Annotated in this window: 19 protein-coding genes; 2 read left to right on the top strand and 17 right to left on the bottom strand. The window is 36.9% G+C overall.

The genetic code is table 11. From position 1 onward, the window contains the following. Positions 1–3: 3 nt before the first annotated feature. Positions 4–759, top strand: a complete 756-nt coding sequence (locus WAZ07_RS02440; protein WP_336471174.1) for an HAD family hydrolase — start codon at positions 4–6, stop codon at positions 757–759. Positions 760–1,010: 251 nt separating this feature from the next. Here WAZ07_RS02440 and WAZ07_RS02435 read toward each other — a convergent pair whose 3' ends face one another. The 6 genes from WAZ07_RS02435 to WAZ07_RS02410 all read right to left on the bottom strand — a co-directional run bounded on the left by WAZ07_RS02435 (position 1,011) and on the right by WAZ07_RS02410 (position 8,030). Then, a complete protein-coding gene (locus WAZ07_RS02435) occupies positions 1,011–1,247 on the bottom strand; it encodes a YrhC family protein (RefSeq protein ID WP_336471173.1) in 237 nt (78 codons plus the stop codon). A 297-nt stretch (positions 1,248–1,544) separates the two neighbouring features. Further along, positions 1,545–4,148: a bifunctional acetaldehyde-CoA/alcohol dehydrogenase gene (gene adhE, locus WAZ07_RS02430; RefSeq protein WP_336471172.1), complete on the bottom strand. Its 2,604-nt coding sequence runs from the start codon at positions 4,146–4,148 to the stop codon at positions 1,545–1,547. 390 nt (positions 4,149–4,538) lie between these two features. Further along, the gene (locus WAZ07_RS02425) at positions 4,539–5,672 is read right to left on the bottom strand and encodes a bifunctional cystathionine gamma-lyase/homocysteine desulfhydrase (protein ID WP_336471171.1); all 1,134 of its coding nucleotides are present in this window, start codon (positions 5,670–5,672) and stop codon (positions 4,539–4,541) included. 1 nt (position 5,673) lies between these two features. Next, the gene (locus WAZ07_RS02420; protein WP_090916782.1) at positions 5,674–6,597 is read right to left on the bottom strand and encodes an O-acetylserine dependent cystathionine beta-synthase; all 924 of its coding nucleotides are present in this window, start codon (positions 6,595–6,597) and stop codon (positions 5,674–5,676) included. 84 nt (positions 6,598–6,681) lie between these two features. Further along, the gene (gene mtnN / locus WAZ07_RS02415) at positions 6,682–7,377 is read right to left on the bottom strand and encodes a 5'-methylthioadenosine/S-adenosylhomocysteine nucleosidase (protein WP_336471170.1); all 696 of its coding nucleotides are present in this window, start codon (positions 7,375–7,377) and stop codon (positions 6,682–6,684) included. 14 nt (positions 7,378–7,391) lie between these two features. After that, the gene (locus WAZ07_RS02410) at positions 7,392–8,030 is read right to left on the bottom strand and encodes a class I SAM-dependent DNA methyltransferase (RefSeq protein WP_336471169.1); all 639 of its coding nucleotides are present in this window, start codon (positions 8,028–8,030) and stop codon (positions 7,392–7,394) included. A gap of 137 nt (positions 8,031–8,167) precedes the next feature. On the opposite strand from WAZ07_RS02410, the gene WAZ07_RS02405 reads away from it, so the two are divergent. Then, positions 8,168–8,383 (top strand): YrzA family protein, encoded by a 216-nt coding sequence (locus WAZ07_RS02405; RefSeq protein WP_336471168.1) that lies wholly within the window; start codon positions 8,168–8,170, stop codon positions 8,381–8,383. Positions 8,384–8,417: 34 nt separating this feature from the next. Here the strand turns inward: WAZ07_RS02405 and WAZ07_RS02400 are convergent, their stop codons facing one another. The 11 genes from WAZ07_RS02400 to ruvX form a co-directional block, all read right to left on the bottom strand. Next, the gene (locus WAZ07_RS02400) at positions 8,418–9,062 is read right to left on the bottom strand and encodes a YrrS family protein (protein WP_336471415.1); all 645 of its coding nucleotides are present in this window, start codon (positions 9,060–9,062) and stop codon (positions 8,418–8,420) included. An 84-nt stretch (positions 9,063–9,146) separates the two neighbouring features. After that, positions 9,147–10,904 carry a peptidoglycan D,D-transpeptidase FtsI family protein gene (locus tag WAZ07_RS02395; protein WP_336471167.1) on the bottom strand — a complete coding sequence of 586 codons (1,758 nt, stop codon included), beginning with the start codon at positions 10,902–10,904 and terminating at the stop codon, positions 9,147–9,149. Between the two features lie 95 nt (positions 10,905–10,999). Continuing rightward, on the bottom strand, positions 11,000–11,704 hold the full coding sequence (locus tag WAZ07_RS02390; protein WP_336471166.1) for a hypothetical protein: 705 nt from the start codon (positions 11,702–11,704) through the stop codon (positions 11,000–11,002). A gap of 285 nt (positions 11,705–11,989) precedes the next feature. Beyond that, positions 11,990–12,466 (bottom strand): transcription elongation factor GreA, encoded by a 477-nt coding sequence (gene greA / locus WAZ07_RS02385; RefSeq protein ID WP_090916796.1) that lies wholly within the window; start codon positions 12,464–12,466, stop codon positions 11,990–11,992. Positions 12,467–12,746: 280 nt separating this feature from the next. Next, on the bottom strand, positions 12,747–13,385 hold the full coding sequence (gene udk, locus WAZ07_RS02380) for a uridine kinase (RefSeq protein ID WP_336471165.1): 639 nt from the start codon (positions 13,383–13,385) through the stop codon (positions 12,747–12,749). A gap of 17 nt (positions 13,386–13,402) precedes the next feature. Further along, complete coding sequence (locus WAZ07_RS02375; protein WP_090916800.1) at positions 13,403–14,683, bottom strand: peptidase U32 family protein; 1,281 nt, start codon at positions 14,681–14,683, stop codon at positions 13,403–13,405. A gap of 17 nt (positions 14,684–14,700) precedes the next feature. Further along, positions 14,701–15,630 (bottom strand): peptidase U32 family protein, encoded by a 930-nt coding sequence (locus tag WAZ07_RS02370; protein ID WP_336471164.1) that lies wholly within the window; start codon positions 15,628–15,630, stop codon positions 14,701–14,703. 6 nt (positions 15,631–15,636) lie between these two features. Continuing rightward, the gene (locus WAZ07_RS02365) at positions 15,637–16,284 is read right to left on the bottom strand and encodes an O-methyltransferase (protein WP_336471163.1); all 648 of its coding nucleotides are present in this window, start codon (positions 16,282–16,284) and stop codon (positions 15,637–15,639) included. Between the two features lie 197 nt (positions 16,285–16,481). Further along, positions 16,482–17,552, bottom strand: coding sequence for an endolytic transglycosylase MltG (mltG, locus tag WAZ07_RS02360; RefSeq protein WP_336471162.1), 1,071 nt, complete (start codon positions 17,550–17,552; stop codon positions 16,482–16,484). Between the two features lie 230 nt (positions 17,553–17,782). After that, a complete protein-coding gene (locus tag WAZ07_RS02355; RefSeq protein WP_090916807.1) occupies positions 17,783–18,070 on the bottom strand; it encodes a DUF1292 domain-containing protein in 288 nt (95 codons plus the stop codon). A 12-nt stretch (positions 18,071–18,082) separates the two neighbouring features. Beyond that, positions 18,083–18,496, bottom strand: coding sequence for a Holliday junction resolvase RuvX (ruvX, locus tag WAZ07_RS02350; protein ID WP_090916809.1), 414 nt, complete (start codon positions 18,494–18,496; stop codon positions 18,083–18,085). Between the last annotated feature and the right edge of the window lies 1 nt (position 18,497).

Raw genomic sequence — 18,497 nt, 5'->3', positions numbered from 1 at the left:
AATATGGGGAAAATTCAAATTTCAGGAGAAATTATTAGTGCAAAAGCTGTTGCTTTCGATAAGGATGGTACATTATTTCAAGCTATCCCGTTTTGGTATGAAATTGATAGACTGCGAAAATATAAATTTTCACAAATTGTCGGAGAGGAATACGAGTCACTTTGGGAAAAAGCAGTTGGTTTCGTACATCCTGATCAGGTTGATTTTAAAGGATTATTAGCAGTTGCACCTGAAGAAGATGAAATCATTGTTACTGCGAGCTTGTTATACCAAATTACAAAATATCCATGGCATCACTGTAAAGAACTTGCCGCTGCGATTTTTAAAGAAAGCGATGAAGAGTTATGTATCGAAAATGCTTTTCATCCGATTCAAGGAGCAGCTAATTGTATAAGTTCCTTGCAAAGCGAAGGAATTTATACAGGTATTTTAACATCAGACAATAAATTACGAACAAAAAAGTGTATCGAACTTCTTCGCGTGCCACCTCTGCATTTTCTGCTTACTCCAGAAGATGTAACATGCGGAAAGCCAAACCCAGAGATGATTATAAAAACATGTACACAACTTGGAATTCAAACAAAGGAGCTCATTATGATAGGAGATACTGTTGTTGATGTGAAAATGGCTAAAGACGCAGGTAGTATTGCTGTAGGGATTGCAAATCACGAACATGCAATAGAAGAGTTAACACCGTATGCTGATTTTATTATTACAGCTTACACTGACATTCAAGTTTTAGCTAAAAAAACGCAGTAGGAACAACTGTCTACTCTACTGTATTCGTATCATAACTATATATATATCCAAATTAAAAAACCGACATAAAACCATTTTTTTAGGTGGGCGAGAGCATCTGGTCATGCGTAGAAGCGATCAGGGCCTTTTTCTGCCACATGCGCAGTGAAAACAAGAGATAGCAGCAATCTATATGTCGAAACATTAAAGTGGATTTATATAAATAAAAAAACGTTACTCAAAGATACACATTCTTTAAGTAACGTTTCTATTTATAGCGACTGTTCATGTTCGTTCTCCTCTAGTTTGTCACGCAGCTCTCTTGCACGGTAGAAAAAATAAAATGAGCCGCCTAAAAAAGCAGCAATCACACCCATCATGGCAAATATTTGCACCGTTTCTTTTTGTCCATTTGGGAGTAATAAACCGAGCATTAAAAATGCACCTAGTGCTAACATGACTTGACCGAAACGAATATAATCAGCAATTTTTTGCTGTAATTCTTTCATTCTTTAATCACTCCTCCTTTTCACTGTATCATATTTTCATCGTTTCGTAGGCAAGTAAATACAGCCAATGAGGGAGAAGTTTTCCATACTATTTAAACACAAATTGAAAAAGTAGGATAAAAATCCTTTTCTTTTTAAGGGGGAGCGAGAGTATTTGGCCATGCATAGAAGCGGTCAGAGCCTTTTCATGCCACGTGCCATATGAAAACAAAGAGAGAAAGCAAGTAGCGGTCACTAAGTGACTTACATGTTGAAAGATCAAAAAAAAGAGCCGTAATCAGTACGGCTCTTTCTTTTTTATACACCTTTATATGCTTGCTTATATACTTCTTTTAATTCTGAAATAAGCGGTAATTTCGGATTTGCTGTTGTACATTGATCTTCAAATGCTCGTTCAGAAAGTACATCAACAACCGCTTCAAATGCTTCTTTTTCAACACCTTGGCCAGCAATGCTCATATTAATATTTAATTCTTTTCCAAGAGCGATAATAGCTTGTACTAATGATTCTACTCCTTCTTCCACTGTACGTGCTGGAAGTCCAAGCACTCTTGCAATATGTGCATAGCGCTCATCTGCAACAAAGTGCTCATATTTTGGGAATAGTGCATGTTTTCTTGGTTTAATTGCATTATAGCGAATGACATGCGGCATTAAAATGGCATTGGCACGTCCGTGCGGAATATGGAATTCCGGTCCCAATTTATGTGCTAAGCTATGGTTAATACCAAGAAATGCATTTGCAAATGCCATACCAGCCATTGCTGATGCATTATGCATTTTTTCACGAGCTTCTTCATCATTGCCATCTTTATATGCGCGTGGTAAATATTTAAACACAAGTTCCATTGCTTTTAAAGCTAATCCATCTGTGTAATCATTTGCCATAATTGATACGTACGCTTCAATCGCATGTGTTAAAACATCCATTCCTGTATCAGCAGTGATATGCGGCGGTACTGTCATAACAAACTGCGGATCCACAATGGCAACATCTGGTGTTAATTCATAATCAGCGAGCGGATATTTGATATTGTTCTTTTTATCTGTAATAACCGCAAATGGTGTCACTTCTGAACCTGTTCCAGATGTTGTCGGAATCGCAACAAACTGCGCCTTGTCTCCTAGTTTTGGATATTTACATGTACGTTTTCTAATATCTAAAAACTTTTGTTTTATACCAAAGAATTCTGTTTCTGGGTGCTCATAAAATAGCCACATTCCTTTTGCTGCATCCATCGCTGATCCGCCACCAAGAGCAATAATAACGTCTGGTTTGAAGCTTCTCATCATTTCTGCACCTTTAAATACAGTTTCATCTGACGGATCTGGTTCTACTTCAGAGAATATTTCTACTTTTACATCATTTCTATGTTGAGCTAAATAATGCGTCACTACATCAATATACCCAAGCTGCACCATTCCAGGATCTGTTACAATGAATGCGCGTGAAATGTTCGGCATACTTGCTAAATATTGCGTAGCGTGTTTTTCAAAATAAATTTTTGGCGGCAACTTGAACCACTGCATATTCTTTTTTCTATTTGCAAGTCTCTTTACGTTCATTAAATGTGTTGCCGTTACGTTTTGAGAAACAGAGTTCTTTCCGTATGATCCGCATCCAAGTGTAAGCGATGGAATGAAAGCATTATATATATCACCAATTCCGCCTTGTGCTGACGGAGCATTTATAATAAGACGACATGCTTTCATACGTAGTCCAAACTGTTTTTGTACTTCTTTATTTGTAGAATGAATTACAGCAGAATGCCCTAATCCGCCAAGCTCTAACATATTTTCACAATGCTGTAATCCATCTTCTAATGAACTCGCTTTTATACAAGCTAATACTGGACTTAATTTTTCACGAGATAACGGATAAGCTGCACCGACTCCTTTAATTTCAGCTACAAGCATCTTTGTGTCTTCAGGCACTGTAATCCCTGCTAATGCTGCAATGTAATGTGCGGATTTCCCAACAATATCACTATTTACTGCACATGTATTCTCATTAATAACAAGCTTTTCTAATTTTTTTCGTTCCTCTTCTGTCACAAAGTAACAATTATTTGCGATCATTTCTTGTTTCACATCATTATAGATTTCTTTGTCCACAATAATCGCTTGTTCAGAAGCACAAATCATACCGTTATCAAACGTTTTCGATAAAATCACATCATTTACAGCACGTTTCACGTTCGCTGATTTTTCCATATAGCATGGAACGTTACCTGGGCCTACCCCTAGGGCTGGTTTACCAGTAGAATATGCTGATTTCACCATTCCTGCTCCTCCAGTTGCTAAAACAAGCGCTACACCTTCATGATTCATTAATTGTTTTGTTGCCTCAACAGAAGGCTTTTCAATCCATTGAATACAGTTCTCTGGTGCACCAGCTTTCACTGCAGCATCGCGCACTGTTTTTGCAGCTGCGATAGAACATTGCTGTGCTGAAGGGTGGAATGCAAAAATAATTGGGTTTCTCGTTTTCATCGCAATGATTGCTTTAAACATTGTTGTTGATGTTGGATTTGTTACTGGCGTTACCCCAGCAACTACACCAACCGGCTCTGCAATTTCTATTACTTCCTCATGTGGATCCTCACGAATAACTCCCACTGTTTTATCATTTTTTATACTATTCCAAATATATTCAGTTGCGAAAATATTTTTAATACATTTATCCTCATACACACCGCGGCCCGTTTCTTCAACAGCCATTTTTGCAAGCGGCATATGTTGATCCACACCCGCAAGTGCCATTTCATGTACAATTTTATCAATTTGTTCCTGTGTAAAACCTTCTAATGCTTGTAAAGCTTTTTGACCTTTCTTTACTAACGTCTCAATCATGCCTGTAACTTCTTGCGCTTCATTTACAATTTTCTCTTTGACTACCATGTAATTTCCTCCTATTCTGCTGTTGGACTCATAAAGTCCCTAGGGGTCTAAATATGTCCCTATTAGCTTAAAAAAATAGAACTACCTTTTCTACATGAATTTTATTATTTGTGAAATGTTTCACATAATTATGTGTGAAGCATCTCGCTTTATGTTTTTACTATACACTAGATATTTATATATGTGTGTGTCTAATTTGTGAAAAGTTTCACAAATTTAAGATAGAATAAACGACCGCTACTAGCTTGCTTCTTTTGTTTTAAACCATGGCATGTGGTAGGAAAAGGCCCTGACCGCTCCTATCCACGGCCAGATGCTCTCGTCCTCCCCTAAAAAAGAAAGAGGTTTTTATGTCGTTTTTTAATTTATATACATATAGTGCTTATTCCCTTATGCTAACGCTCGTGCTAAATCTTCAACTAAATCTTCTCCATCTTCAATGCCAACTGAAATACGAATTAATGTATCTGTAATTCCTAGTTCCGCACGGCGCTCTGCTGGAATAGAAGCATGTGTCATTTGCGAAGGAATAGAAATTAAGCTTTCTACTGCTCCTAAACTTTCAGCAAGTGTAAAATATTGTACCTTTTCAAGAATAGTGTTTAATGTTTCTTGACTATCTACATCAAATGAAATAATTGCACCGAAGCCATTTGCTTGTTTTGCTGCCAAGTTATGGTTATGATGAGTGCTAAGTCCTGGATAATACACTTTATTTACTTTCGGATGATTTTGTAAAAACTCAGCAATTGCACGAGCATTTGCTTCATGCTCTTCCATGCGCACTCCTAATGTTTTTAAACCACGTAGTAATAAAAAGCTATCTTGCGGTCCTAAAATACCACCTGTTGAGTTTTGTACAAAGTGAAGATCTTCTGCTAACTCTTCGTTATTTACAGCTACTACACCCGCAACAACATCACTATGACCGCCTAAATATTTTGTTGCACTATGAAGGACAATATCTGCACCAAGAGAGATTGGCGTTTGCCAATACGGTGTCATAAATGTATTGTCGACAATTGTTAATAAGCCTCGTTCTTTAGCAAGTGCTGCAATTTGTTTAATATCCGTAATTTTTAATAGCGGGTTCGTCGGTGTCTCAACATAAATCGCTTTTGTATTTGGAAGAATCGCTGCTTTTACTTCTTCTAAGTTTGTTGTATCAGCAAATGTATGTTCAATCCCAAAGCGATTCAATACTTTTGCCATTACGCGGTACGTTCCGCCGTACACATCATCTGTTAAAACAACGTGATCTCCTTTAGAGAAAAGCATCATTACTGCTGTAATTGCTGCCATACCTGATCCAAAAGCAAAACCCGCATGGCCATTTTCAAGAACAGCAATTGTTTCTTCAAGAGCTGAACGAGTTGGATTTCCTGTACGTGAATATTCATACCCTTTATGATTTCCTACACCTTCTTGTTTGTACGTACTCGTTTGATAAATCGGTACTGTTACAGATCCAGTTGAAGGTTCTCCGATATGAATACCATGAATTAACTTTGTTTTTGTTCTCATTTTATTCCCATCCTTTGTATATATGCTTACTCAAATAGCGTTCGCTGCTATCTGGAAAAATGGTTACAATATTTGTTCCTGGCTTTGCTTTCTCAGCTTCTAATAAGCTTGCATGAAGTACTGCCCCCGAAGAACTGCCAACGAGGAGCCCTTCTTTTTGCGCCAGGTGTTTAACGCTTGAAAACGCATCACGATCCGAAATCGTATGAATGGCATCAAAATATGTTGGATTAAGAAATGGTGGTATAAACTCAAGCCCAATTCCTTCTGTCTCATGAGAACCGGCTTCGCCCCCATTTAAAATAGAGCCTTCTGGTTCAACAATTACTGTTTTAATTTGTTGATTTTGCTCTTTCAAATATGATGCCGTTCCCATAAATGTTCCACCGGTACCAGCACCAGCGACAAATATATCAATATGTCCATCTAGTGCCTCCCACAGTTCAGGCCCTAACGTTTTATAATATGCACGTGGATTTGCTTCATTTGCAAATTGACATGGAGAATACGAATTTGGAATTTCTTTCAGAAGTTCTGCTGCTTTTTCAATAGCACCTGTCATCCCTTGTGACGTTGGTGTATGAACAATTGTTGCACCAAGAGCTTTCATAAGTTCTTGTTTTTCAATACTAAATTTTTCCGGAACGCAAACGATAACATGTAAATCATGCTCAAGTGCTGCCAGTGCCAGTCCGATTCCTGTATTGCCAGCTGTCGGTTCAATAATGGTTCCCCCTGGCTTTACAAGCCCTTTCGTAAGAGCATCCTCAATTAATTCTCGACCTAACCGATCTTTCACACTTCCGCCTGGATTGAAAAATTCAAGCTTTGCAAAAATTCGAACACCTTCTGGAAGTAAAAAGCGCGTAATCTCAACGAGCGGTGTATGTCCGATTAGGTCATGAACACTGTGATACACTTTCATCGTATTTCCTCCTTACCTAACCCCTCAAAAGAAAAGGCAACTGTATGTAGTTTCTATATATGAAACAGTTGCCTTTTTGCTACATTATTGTAACTCTTCTAATACTTTTACAATAAAGTTTGTAGAATGAAGAGCTGCTTGATCTAAAAACTGTTCAAACGAAACATCTGATTCTTTACCAGCAATATCAGAAAGTGCACGAATGATAACAAATGGCACTTTATATTGATAACATACTTGTGCAACTGCCGCAGCTTCCATTTCTACTGCATACAGATCAGTAAACTTCTCACGAATAAATGAAACGCGGTTTGGATCGCTCATGAAAGAATCTCCTGTTGCAATCATACCTTTAACAACTTGAATTCCGTCTGCTGTTTGCATACATTTTTCAGCTAATGCAACAAGTTCTTCATCTGCTGGAAATCCTGCTGGCATTCCTGGTACTTGACCGTATTCATAGTTAAATGCTGTTACATCTACGTCATGATGACGAACTTCTGTTGAAATGACAACATCGCCTACGTTTAAAGAATGATGGAATCCACCAGCTGAACCTGTATTAATAATTTTTTCCGGCTGATAACGTTCTAATAAAATCGTCGTGGACATCGCTGCATTCACTTTACCGATACCAGATTTTAACAAGACCACTTCATGCCCTGCTAATGTACCTTTCGTAAATTCACAACCCGCAACTGTTTCTGTTTCTGCTTGTTCTAACTTGTCACGTAAAATACGTACTTCTTCTTCCATTGCTCCAATTACAGCTATTCTCAATCGAATCCCTCTTTCTATTGCTTCGTTGCCTCCATTACCCAAACATAATGATTCATACGAGTAAATGTGACATGAAAGCCATTGTTTTCAAAAATAGATTGCATGACTGGAATACGCGTATAATATTCCGTTTGTAAATCATTTGCTAACTCATAAAACCCTCGCTCTTGTGCATATTCAATAGTTTTATCATATGCTTCCTGATCTACAAATATCGTGTCAGCAAACACTATTTTACCACCTTTGTTTAGCAATTGACTATACTTCGCAATTGCTACATTTTTTTCTTCATCAAGCAAGTGGTGAAACGCATATGTGCTGACGATTGTATCCACATGCGAAGGAGTGACAAAGTTCAAGAAATCACCTTCTGTAATCGATACTTCTTTTGGAAGCTTTTGCTTCGCAATTGTACGCATTTCTTTTGATGGCTCTATACCGTAGACAGCGCGACCAGCAGCTAATAATCTATTTGTTAAATTGCCAGTACCAACACCAAATTCTAAAACATTGCCAAAAGATTTTTTTACTACATCCTCTAAAATCTCCTCATAATGAGCGAAAACTTCTTTATATTGTATATCTTCACCCTGTACGAAAGAATCGTACGTATGAGCCCATTGATCAAATAGTTCATTAAATTCTGTTCCCATAGAAAATTCCCCTTTTTCTTATCGGATTTATCAGTATAATATGCCTTATTCGTTAAAAAGTCAACAAAAATGCACATGGTATTTCTTAATTTTCTTTGATAAACTAAACTATGAACACGCAGAAAGAGGTGCTCTTCATGTCGTTTACATTCGAAATGATAGAAGATAAAGTTGAGTTTTTCGAGGCAGCTAACTTAGCATTGCTAGAAAAGAAAATCAATGAACAAATTGATAATAATAAGGCACTTATGCTAGAAGTGCATCACGTTTTGCATCAAATGATAATGGATCCTGAAAGCAAACGGCCATATTATAGCGCTGTTGTCCACTTTAAATTAAAAAAATTGCGCTAAAAAAGGAGAGAGGCTCTATCACCTCTCTCCTTTTTTAATTCAGGGTTTGAACAAGCGTTGGTTTCCAGCCCTCATCCTCTACCCAATCAATATTTACATAATATTTGTTTCCAGTTTGTTTATCTGTTACTCTACCGTATGCTTTCTGTTTTCCGCTATTTCCAATTCGGTTAATCACCAACTGATCTTCTGGGATATCAATTGCATACGCAATCGCTTTTTTCATCTCATTCCAATCTACGCTTCCTTGCTGGAACGTCATTGCTGGTGATTGCCCTTGCTGAGTACCAACTGGTTTCCAAGCTGATTTTGTATATGCTTCTTTTGCTTGTGCAATTGTTTTCTCTGCGGATACTTTTTCATTCTCTTTTGCTTTCGCTTCTTCTTCCTCTTTCTTCTTTGCTGCTTCTTCTTTTTTCTTTTGTTCCGCTGCTTTTGCTTCTTCTTTCTTCTTAGCAGATTCTTCTTTTTCTTTCTTTTTTGCGGCTTCTTTTTCTTTTTCAGTTTGCTGCGTTACTTTTTTATCACTAGAAGCAACCTGCTCTGTATTATCAGAAGTAAAGAATAGTTGATATGCTACAATTACTACTGCTAATAGTACGATAGCAATTGCAATATTCAATACACCATTTTGACGACGTTTTTCTTGTTTTTGCTGAAATCTAGATCCACCTGCCATCATTCAAACCTCCATGACGATTTTCATACTTGTTATTGTAACATCAAATGCCAAAAGGGTGAAGAACTATCACTATATTTCTTACTACTTTCTCTGCTGTTCCCACTTATAAATAGCGTCTACATAATCAGCAAAAATGTGTGTGACAGCATTTTCTTGGCGATTCGTCTCCAAATCAACAACAACTAACGCATAGCGAGGGTTTTCATACGGAAAATAACCAGCAAACCAACGATTCTCACGATTTTCTTTCCCTGTTTGTGCGGTTCCTGATTTTCCCGCTACTGTAAATGGCAATGATTGATATGCAGAGCCGGTACCGTTCGGTGCCGTTACAACGCTTCTTAACAGCTGCTGTACTCTCTTTATCGTGCTTCTTGAGAGTGTTTTCCCTCCCAACATATGATCTTCAAAATGAAATAAATTCGTTCCATTTTTATATGTAATATCTCGAACAGCTTTTACTTCTTTCTTTTCGCCTCCCCTCGCAATTGTTGCCATCATATTGGCAATCGCTAAAGGAGAGATCTTCACATCCTTTTGTCCAATTGCTGTTTGAGCAATTGCCTTATGACTCCTCTTAGTTTCTTCTTCATTCCAAACAATTGCTTTCTTTTCTTCTAGCAATTGTTTAAATCGAGGCGTATGAAACAATTGACCTTCCCATCCTACTGTCTCACTCGCTCCTAGCGCCCCTAAATACGTTTCCATGATATGTTTATCTTTTCGCATCAATTCGTCACCAAGTAACGCAAATGTTCTATTACAACTCCTAGAAAAACTATCTGTAAAGCTTAATTTCCCCATCATAACCTGCGGAGCATGTTCGCCATATAAATCTGTATCGCAGTTAAACATACGATGAGATTGAATCATTCCGTTATCAATTACTGCCGTTGCAATAACTGTTTTAAAGACAGAACCAGGAAAATGCGGTGTTAGCATCTGATTTTCCAGTCTCTGTTTATATGTATGTTGATTGTTCATCTGCAATGATGGTTTACTCACCATTGCTACAATTTCACTCGCCTGTACATCCAATAATACTAATCCACCCTTTTGCAATCCATGCTTTTTCATAAGCTCTTCTGCTTTTAGCTGCAACCATTTGTCTATTGTTGTTTGAACCGTAACTGGATAAAAGGGGTTTCCAGGCGCTATATATTTCGCACGTTCTCCAAAAATCGGCTCCCCTTGCCTATCTATTTGATACAACACTTTCGTTTCACCGTCAGTTATTAAAAATTCATCAAATGACTGTTGTAATCCAGAAATACCGATGGGAGTTTTGCTAGATAACTTTTTTAATTTCTCATAACGCGTTTTAAATTCTTTCTCATTTTCTCCGACTACACCGATTAAGTGCTCTGCTTCTCGGCTTCGTTGCATTCTTACTTCGGTTGCTACCATACCTAACATACCGGTACGGTTCACCTTTTCCATTTGTTCTTTTGTTAATGGAAATGAACGATTATCTTTTTGAAATACAAATGGTTTACTTCTACTTTTCATCTGCACTTGAATATCTTTGCGAGACACACCAATTATATGAGCTATTTTCTCTAACATATCATTGTTTATTTGTACAAATGGAAAAACAACTAAAACTGGATATCTTTCTTCTCCAAGATCTTCTCCATTTCGATCAATAAAACGTCCCCTACCGTCGTCCACTGTGACTGCTTGTGTACGCTGAGTGACACTCTTTTCTATTAAATTAATATGTCTATCTGTAAATGACTCAGTAGCTATAAGCTGTATTTGCACCAATCTGCCAATTAGTAATAATATAATGGACATAAAACATAATAAGATGAAGATTATTCTCCGCTTGATTTTCATAAAAAAAACACCTCGTCTTTTCAGTTTAGACGAGGTGTCATTCCTTTTATACAAAGCAAGCTATTATTAGCGTTTATATTTTTCTTGTATAGTTTTTATTGATCTTTTGGCATCTTTAAAAATTTTTTAAGAATCGTTTTATAGTCCTCTTCATCTATTCCTGAATTTTTTGCAGTCTCAATTGAAGCAGTTGTTACTTGAGTTGCCGCTTTTAAATATTCCGAATGTAAAGCATTCATTTCATTTCTTTTTTCACTTGCATTTTCAACTGTTACAGAATCAATACATACAATCATCTTGTCTACTATCTTTAAATAATCATTTTCTGCGTCAATTAGCTTTTGGATTTCACCTTTATTACTTATTTTAGATTGTTTTAAGAAAGTAAACGCTTGATTCACTTCATCTTTGAACAGCTTATCATTATTCTTTGCCTGTTCTTGTAACATCTCCTTCATATCATCTATTGTCTTTTGATCCATTGTACCCTTTAACAAATACTCTGGATTACCAATCGCATAATCATACTTGATCGTTACATCTTGAAACATTCTCATTACAATAGCTAACTGATATGCTGGATCGAAATCTTCAAATTTCTCTCTCTTTTGTTCTTTTCCTAATTCTTGTTTTCCCTTTTCGCTAGTCGAATTTTTTGAAGATGCAGACGCCTCTTCCTTTTTTTCTTCTTGTTTCGGTTTTGATTCATTTGATGCACTTGTTTTATCACTTGATCCACATGCAGCTAATCCTGTCATCATAATACCGCAAGTAAGTGCGACAAATAATTTCTTGTTCATAAATTTTCCCTCTTTCCTATCCCCTTTAAAATTCTTTTGCACTTCAAAACGTAAAGAAATTCTTCAACTATAATATCAAAATTAAAACCCCTGTATTGTCATATTCTGTCGAATAAAATGAAAATTCCTTCAAGGATAGTTCCACCTTCTTCTTTATTGATCACACTACACTATATGGACAATTTAATATAAAATTGGGCATTGTGAATCTTGGGACGAGAGTCTTATTGTCCGTTAATGTGAGATAAATAAAAAAGGTTCACTCTTAGGAGTGAACCTTTTTTATTATTTTACAGAGACGATCTCTACTTGCATTTCTCCACCTGGTGTTTGAATCGCTACTTTTTCACCAATTTGCTTACCTAATAAGCTTTTCGCGATTGGAGAATCGTTAGAAATTCTACCTTCAAATGGATCTGCTTCCGCGCTACCAACGATTGTATATGCTTCTTCTTCTCCATCTGGTAATTCCTTGAATGTTACAGTCTTACCTAGTGTTACAACTGTAGAATCTTCGCCATTATCTTCAATAATAACTGCATTGCGAATCATGTTTTCAAGTTGTGTAATACGACCTTCCACAAAAGCTTGCTCATCTTTTGCTGCATCGTACTCAGAGTTCTCAGAAAGATCACCAAAGCTGCGCGCAATTTTAATACGTTCTACAACTTCTTTACGTCTTACTGTTTTTAATTGTTCAAGCTCATGTTCTAATTTTTGTTTTCCCTCAAGTGTCATAGGGTATGTTTTTTCTGTTGCCATGTTTTCCACTCCTTTTATATACCGATCCCCCGAAAAAAGAGGAGTTCCATATGAAAACTCCCCCGCCTTATAAAATAGCGAAGGTTTCTAGTACACACAGCACTAGCGGAGTTGTCACATACAACCCCGTATTTCCTTAATTCTTCCTTATATCCAAAAGATATGTATGGAAAGGTAATATAAATATGCCCTCACCTAAATGCGGGTGAGGTTGCATGTTTCATTGTATTCGATAGAAAGGGAGAAAATCCCTTCCTATCGGATATCTTTTACTATGCTATTACAAATTCACTTTTTCTTCAAGAATTGTTGCAATTTTTGTGGCCATAATATCGATTGCAACGTGATTTTGTCCACCTTCTGGGATAATAATATCCGCGAATTTCTTAGAAGGCTCAATAAATTGATTGTGCATTGGACGCACAACATTTACATATTGTTCAATAACAGAGTCCATCGTACGGCCGCGTTCTTTAATATCGCGTTGCATACGACGTAAGATGCGAAGGTCAGCATCTGTATCAACAAACACTTTAATGTCCATTAAATCGCAAAGACGCGGATCTTCTAAAATAAGAATTCCCTCTAAAATAATTACATCTTTCGGTGCAACTGGAATAATTTCTTCCGAACGTGTATGCAATGTATAATCATATACTGGCTTCTCAATTGACTTATACTCCAGCAACTGCTGCAAGTGCTCAATTAACAAGTCATTATCAAATGCTAATGGATGATCATAATTTGTTTTTAAACGCTCTTCCATTGGCAAATGGCTTTGATCTTTGTAATAATAATCTTGCTCCAAAATTAAAATCGAATGACCTTGAAAATGATCAAAGATTGCTTTTGTTACACTCGTTTTACCTGATCCTGAACCACCAGCAATTCCAATTACAACAGGCTTGTTCGTCCCCATTCAACTATCACTCTTTCTTATTGAAGTATGCTTTTTCGCATCATGTTGTTCACATACACTGGTCGATCCACTTTGAATTTCACGATTTGCAACGGATGTCTCGCTGCGTCTAATTCGTTTCCATCCTCATCCCAAATTTTTTCCACCGTTTGTGTAAAGTTTTCAATTTCTGGTCCAAAAAACTCAACTTCCTGACCTGGCTTGAAGTAGTTACGCTGCTCAACTGTCACAATGCCTGTTTCTTCATTATAATCTAACACTAAACCAGCAAAATCATACGTTGTTTTCTTACTATGATTTCCATACATTTGTTCTAAGTGCCCTGGAACTCCTTCAAAGAATGCAGGAGCTGTATCACGATTTGCGCATTTATCAAGCTCTTCTAACCATTCTTGTTTAAACTCGAAGTTGTCTGGATCCCCGCAATACGTATCAATTACTTTGCGGTATACAGTTGCCACAGTTGCAATATAGTGAATAGATTTCATGCGGCCTTCAACTTTCAAGCTGTCAATTCCGATTTCAATCATCTTCGGAATTGATAAAATAAGATTTAAGTCTTTTGGACTCATTGCAAACGGAGCATCCTCTTCCTGGAATAGAGGAAGTTCTTGTGCTTCTTTATGTTGCGATACTGTTTGAATTAAATCATAATCCCAGCGACAAGACTGACAGCAACCACCGCGGTTTGAGTCACGCGCTGTCATATGATTACTTAATGTACATCTTCCAGAGTAAGCAATGCACATCGCACCATGAATAAATGCTTCAATTTCAATATCCACTTTTTCTTTAATTTCTTTCATTTCCTCATAGCTTACTTCACGAGCAAGTACAAGGCGGTGCAATCCTTCTTCTTTCCAATACTGGGACGCTTTCCAGTTTGATAATGATTGCTGTGTACTTAAATGAATTTCCACAGAAGGAGCTACGCGCTTACATGTTTCGATGATAAGAGGGTCTGCAACGATTATACCTGTTACACCTGCTTTTTCAATCCCTCTTAAATATTCTTCTAACCCATCCATGTTTTCATTATGAGCAAAGATATTTGTTGTAACATATATTTTTGCACCGTACTTCTTTGCAAATTCAACGCCTTCAGCCATATCTTCTAACGTGAAGTTCCCTGCATTCGAACGAAGACCAAATTCTTGTCCTCCTAAAAATACAGCATCTGCGCCGTAATGAATAGCTATTTTTAATTTTTCTAGGTTTCCTGCGGGCATTAATAACTCAGGTTTTTTTACAATAACACGCTTTCCGTTAATGACGCGTGAAATTTCTTGAAAACTCATGTGCGTTACCTCCTATTTTAATAAACCGTTTCTTTAAAGAAGAACCCTGTATCTAACGGACGATTTACTGGTTGTAATTCCTCAATCTCTTTATATAAGTCGTCTTTCACATCGTAATATGCGTCGCGATTTTCTACACATAAATCAATCGCCTTACGATATTTCTTTGTCACTTCAATGATATACTCAGAGCTTTTTAATACACCCTCAATTTTTAAACTATCAATTTCTGCATCAATTAACTCTTCTAGCTCGTCGATGAAGCAAATGTCATTTGGACTCATAATGTGCGTACCGTTTTCATCTTCATAAATTGGGTACTTATTGTTACGCTCTGCATCATGCAAGAACATGTTTTCTTCGTATTTCTTCTTCTCGATTTCCATTTCACGACCTTGATATTCGAAGTAGTTTCCTACTAAAGAACGCTTCGACTGGAACATACATGTCATACCGTGAATTTGTACTTCTATTTCTACTTCTGCATGTTCTTTTAACTCAACAATTGCATCTAAGCTTAATTCACGAGCTAACACAGCGCGCTTTGCACCTTTACGTCCCCAGTAATTACATGTAAACCAGTTCGTTGCCGTTGTTTCTGTATTCCAATGCATTTTCATATTTGGAGCAACTTCACGCACCGTCATTAATACAGCTGGATCTCCAAATACAACCGCATCTACGTTTACTTCTTGTAAAAATGAAACGTAATCTTTTAAAGCCTCTACTTTCTCATTGTGGAACATTGCATTCATTGCGACATATACTTTCATATTATTTTCATGTGCAATCGCTACCGCTTCTTTTACATCTTCGCGAGAAAATTCGCCGGCTAAACGTAAGCCAAACTTTTGTTCACCAATCATCACTGCATCTGCGCCTGCTTTTGCAAGTGATTCGATATCCGCCACTGTTCTTGGCGTTACTAACAACTCAGGTTTTTTCATTGCCTGTCACCCTTTCTTTTTACTCACTGCTACTCCGTCACCAATTGGGAAGATGGTTGTATCATATCCTTCATGATTCATGAGCCACTCGTTATACGTTTTAATTCGTCTAATTAAACCCCGTGTACGTCTATTTTCAATGTGTTCCTTTGTCGTCACAAGACCGTGATATAATACATTATCTGAAATAATGACGCCGCCAGGATTTAATAACGGCTCATATATATCGAAAAAGCGACGATATTGTCCTTTTGCTGCATCAATAAAGATAACATCAAATGTGCCATGTTCTTTTACTTTCTCCCCTGTTTCTAAAGCATCTCCAAAAATAACAGAAATGCGCTCTTTTACTGGGGAACGATTTATATATTCAAGTGCTTTTTCATATCGATCTGTGTTTCGCTCTACTGTCACAATGCTTGAATTTGGAATGGCTTGCATCATGCGGATGCTAGAATATCCAATTGCTGTACCAAGTTCTAATATGCTCTTTGGCCCAATTAAACGCAAAAATTGCAACATAAATTCCATGCCAAGGCGATCCATAATTGGTACGTGATGCTCACGTGCATACTGTTCCATCTCAAGAATGAGCTCATCTTTTGGATCGATAAAAGACAGCAAATATTCACAAACTACATCTTGTTGCTCCATAGATAGTCCTCCTTATCGCATGGAGAAGTAAAAAAGAATATTGTCTCTATGTGGACAGAAAAATACAAGCCCGCTCTATCCTTAGCTTGTACGTCCCGTTTCTATATTAAAAACGATTCTTCTACCAGTTTTTAACCCGGTATATTTTATCATAAAAAAGAGGGATATGCGAATTTTTCTCGCTTCCCTCAAAAAATTTACGATTGCTTTTGTGTAATATATTTTTGTTTTAACGCGTTATGTTCTTCTAATGTCTTAGCGTAGTACACTTGGCCATCTGGTGCCGCCAAGAAATAATAATAGTCTGTTTGTGCAGGTTCAAGTGCTGCCTGTACTGATTTTACACCAGAATTCGAAATTGGTCCAACTGGTAACCCTTTTATAACGTATGTATTATACGGAGAGTTTACTTTTAAATCATTATATAATACACGCTCTTTATGTTTACCTAATGCATATAACACTGTTGGATCTGTTTGCAAAGGCATTCCTTTCGCTAAACGATTATAGAACACGCTTGCAATTTTTTGACGATCTGTATAACCTGTTGCTTCTTCTTCAATAAGTGAAGATAAAGTTAATAATTGATGAACATCCCACTTTTTCTCTTTCATCTTCTGTTCATTTTCAACAATGAGCTTGTTTGTTTTCTCTAACATTGAAATAATAATTTCTTCTAACGTTAGGTCTTTTTTATAAAAAGAATACGTTGCTGGATATAAATATCCTTCTAATGGATATTTAATATTTGCATCAAAAATTTTATTTGTTAATAAAACAGGGTATTTCTGTTGTAATTTTTGTACAAACGCTTTATCGTTTAGTTGGCGAATAACATCTTCTTTATTCCATTTCAATTCCTTTGCAATTGTATCTGCAATTTCAACAACTTGTGCGCCTTCTTTAACTGTCACTTTATAAACAACTGGACGATGTACATTACCTGATGACATTTGTCCCATTATTTCCTCTACATTCATCGATGGGTTTAACAAATATGTACCGGCTTGTAAATTTTTTGATTTCATTTTTGCATAAAAACTAAATATAGTCCCGTTTTTCACAATTCCTTTGTCTTCCAAAATCTCTCCAATCTTACTTGTAGAAGAACCTTTTGGAATTTCCACTTCAATTTCCTGTTTACTTGCTGTATTTAGTGGTTTTAAAGCTGATGTAACATACGCATATGCACCACCGCACACAACAAGCAATGCAATGAAAATGACCGCAACTACTCGTATTCGTTTTTTTGTTTTCCTTTGATCCACTACCGTACTTCCTCCTTACTCCCAATTATAGACTGCACGGGCCTACCCTATACAAAATCTACGGAATATTAAAAAACATGTCTACCGTTAGACATGTTTTTTCTTTTTTCTACAATCTGTACTATTATACTACAAAGAACGGTATGCTTTCGATAAAAAAATCTTTCATTTACCTTACAAATCAAACAAACTGATTTCAATATGAAATCAGTTTGTTTGTACTTACCATATTACTCTTCTTCGCCTTCTTCTTCATCAGCAAGAGTGTTAAACATTTCTTGTACCATTTCCCACTCTTCTTCTGATTCGATTGGAAGTAATGTACCGCCAGACTCATCGTCATTTTGCTCGTAAGCCATAGCATCGTAAATTGGGTCTCCATCTTCGTCAACTTCACCGATTGGTGAGAATACTACGTAAGATTTTTTACCGAATTTCTCAGCATCAAAAGTGAAAATAATTTCACATAGATGTTCGTTACCTTTTTCGTCAACAATTGTAATTTGATTTTCTTCCATTATGGTCACCTCTTATTTGCTATCTAAATATCCTTGTAAAATCACGACAGCTGCCATTTTATCAATGACTTGCTTTCGTTTTTTTCGGCTCACATCTGCCGAAATGAGCAGGCGCTCTGCTGCCATTGTTGACAAGCGTTCGTCCCACAGTACAACTTCTAATTGCACAAGCTCATGCAATTTTTCTGCAAATTGCTGACAAGCTTCGCCGCGCGGACCGATTGTTCCATTCATGTTCTTTGGCAATCCTACTACTATCTTGTCCACATTGTACTGTTTTACTAATTCAGAAATACGATTAAAACCAAATTCTCCTCTTTCTTCGTTAATTTTAATCGTTTCTAAACCTTGCGCCGTCCAGCCCATCTCATCGCTTATTGCAACACCAACTGTTTTTGTACCAACATCTAAACCTAATATACGCATA

The sequence above is a fragment of the Bacillus bruguierae genome, assembly GCF_037104725.1.
Taxonomy (GTDB): Bacteria; Bacillota; Bacilli; order Bacillales; family Bacillaceae_G; genus Bacillus_A; species Bacillus_A bruguierae.
Note: the sequence above shows the minus strand (reverse complement) of the source record. Positions and strands in the feature narration are given on the sequence as shown.

What these genes read in the sequence shown, in the direction of transcription:
- WAZ07_RS02375 (WP_090916800.1), bottom strand. Translation starts at nt 14,683, where the DNA reads ATGAGTTTTCAAGAAATTTCACGCGTCATTAACGGAAAGCGTGTTATT.
- WAZ07_RS02370 (WP_336471164.1), bottom strand. Translation starts at nt 15,630, where the DNA reads ATGAAAAAACCTGAGTTGTTAGTAACGCCAAGAACAGTGGCGGATATC.
- WAZ07_RS02440 (WP_336471174.1), top strand. Translation starts at nt 4, where the DNA reads ATGGGGAAAATTCAAATTTCAGGAGAAATTATTAGTGCAAAAGCTGTT.
- WAZ07_RS02435 (WP_336471173.1), bottom strand. Translation starts at nt 1,247, where the DNA reads ATGAAAGAATTACAGCAAAAAATTGCTGATTATATTCGTTTCGGTCAA.
- WAZ07_RS02400 (WP_336471415.1), bottom strand. Translation starts at nt 9,062, where the DNA reads ATGGCAGGTGGATCTAGATTTCAGCAAAAACAAGAAAAACGTCGTCAA.
- adhE (WP_336471172.1), bottom strand. Translation starts at nt 4,148, where the DNA reads ATGGTAGTCAAAGAGAAAATTGTAAATGAAGCGCAAGAAGTTACAGGC.
- ruvX (WP_090916809.1), bottom strand. Translation starts at nt 18,496, where the DNA reads ATGCGTATATTAGGTTTAGATGTTGGTACAAAAACAGTTGGTGTTGCA.
- WAZ07_RS02410 (WP_336471169.1), bottom strand. Translation starts at nt 8,030, where the DNA reads ATGGGAACAGAATTTAATGAACTATTTGATCAATGGGCTCATACGTAC.
- WAZ07_RS02395 (WP_336471167.1), bottom strand. Translation starts at nt 10,904, where the DNA reads ATGAAAATCAAGCGGAGAATAATCTTCATCTTATTATGTTTTATGTCC.
- WAZ07_RS02405 (WP_336471168.1), top strand. Translation starts at nt 8,168, where the DNA reads ATGTCGTTTACATTCGAAATGATAGAAGATAAAGTTGAGTTTTTCGAG.
- udk (WP_336471165.1), bottom strand. Translation starts at nt 13,385, where the DNA reads ATGGGGACGAACAAGCCTGTTGTAATTGGAATTGCTGGTGGTTCAGGA.
- WAZ07_RS02425 (WP_336471171.1), bottom strand. Translation starts at nt 5,672, where the DNA reads ATGAGAACAAAAACAAAGTTAATTCATGGTATTCATATCGGAGAACCT.
- greA (WP_090916796.1), bottom strand. Translation starts at nt 12,466, where the DNA reads ATGGCAACAGAAAAAACATACCCTATGACACTTGAGGGAAAACAAAAA.
- WAZ07_RS02365 (WP_336471163.1), bottom strand. Translation starts at nt 16,284, where the DNA reads ATGGAGCAACAAGATGTAGTTTGTGAATATTTGCTGTCTTTTATCGAT.
- WAZ07_RS02355 (WP_090916807.1), bottom strand. Translation starts at nt 18,070, where the DNA reads ATGGAAGAAAATCAAATTACAATTGTTGACGAAAAAGGTAACGAACAT.
- WAZ07_RS02390 (WP_336471166.1), bottom strand. Translation starts at nt 11,704, where the DNA reads ATGAACAAGAAATTATTTGTCGCACTTACTTGCGGTATTATGATGACA.
- WAZ07_RS02420 (WP_090916782.1), bottom strand. Translation starts at nt 6,597, where the DNA reads ATGAAAGTGTATCACAGTGTTCATGACCTAATCGGACATACACCGCTC.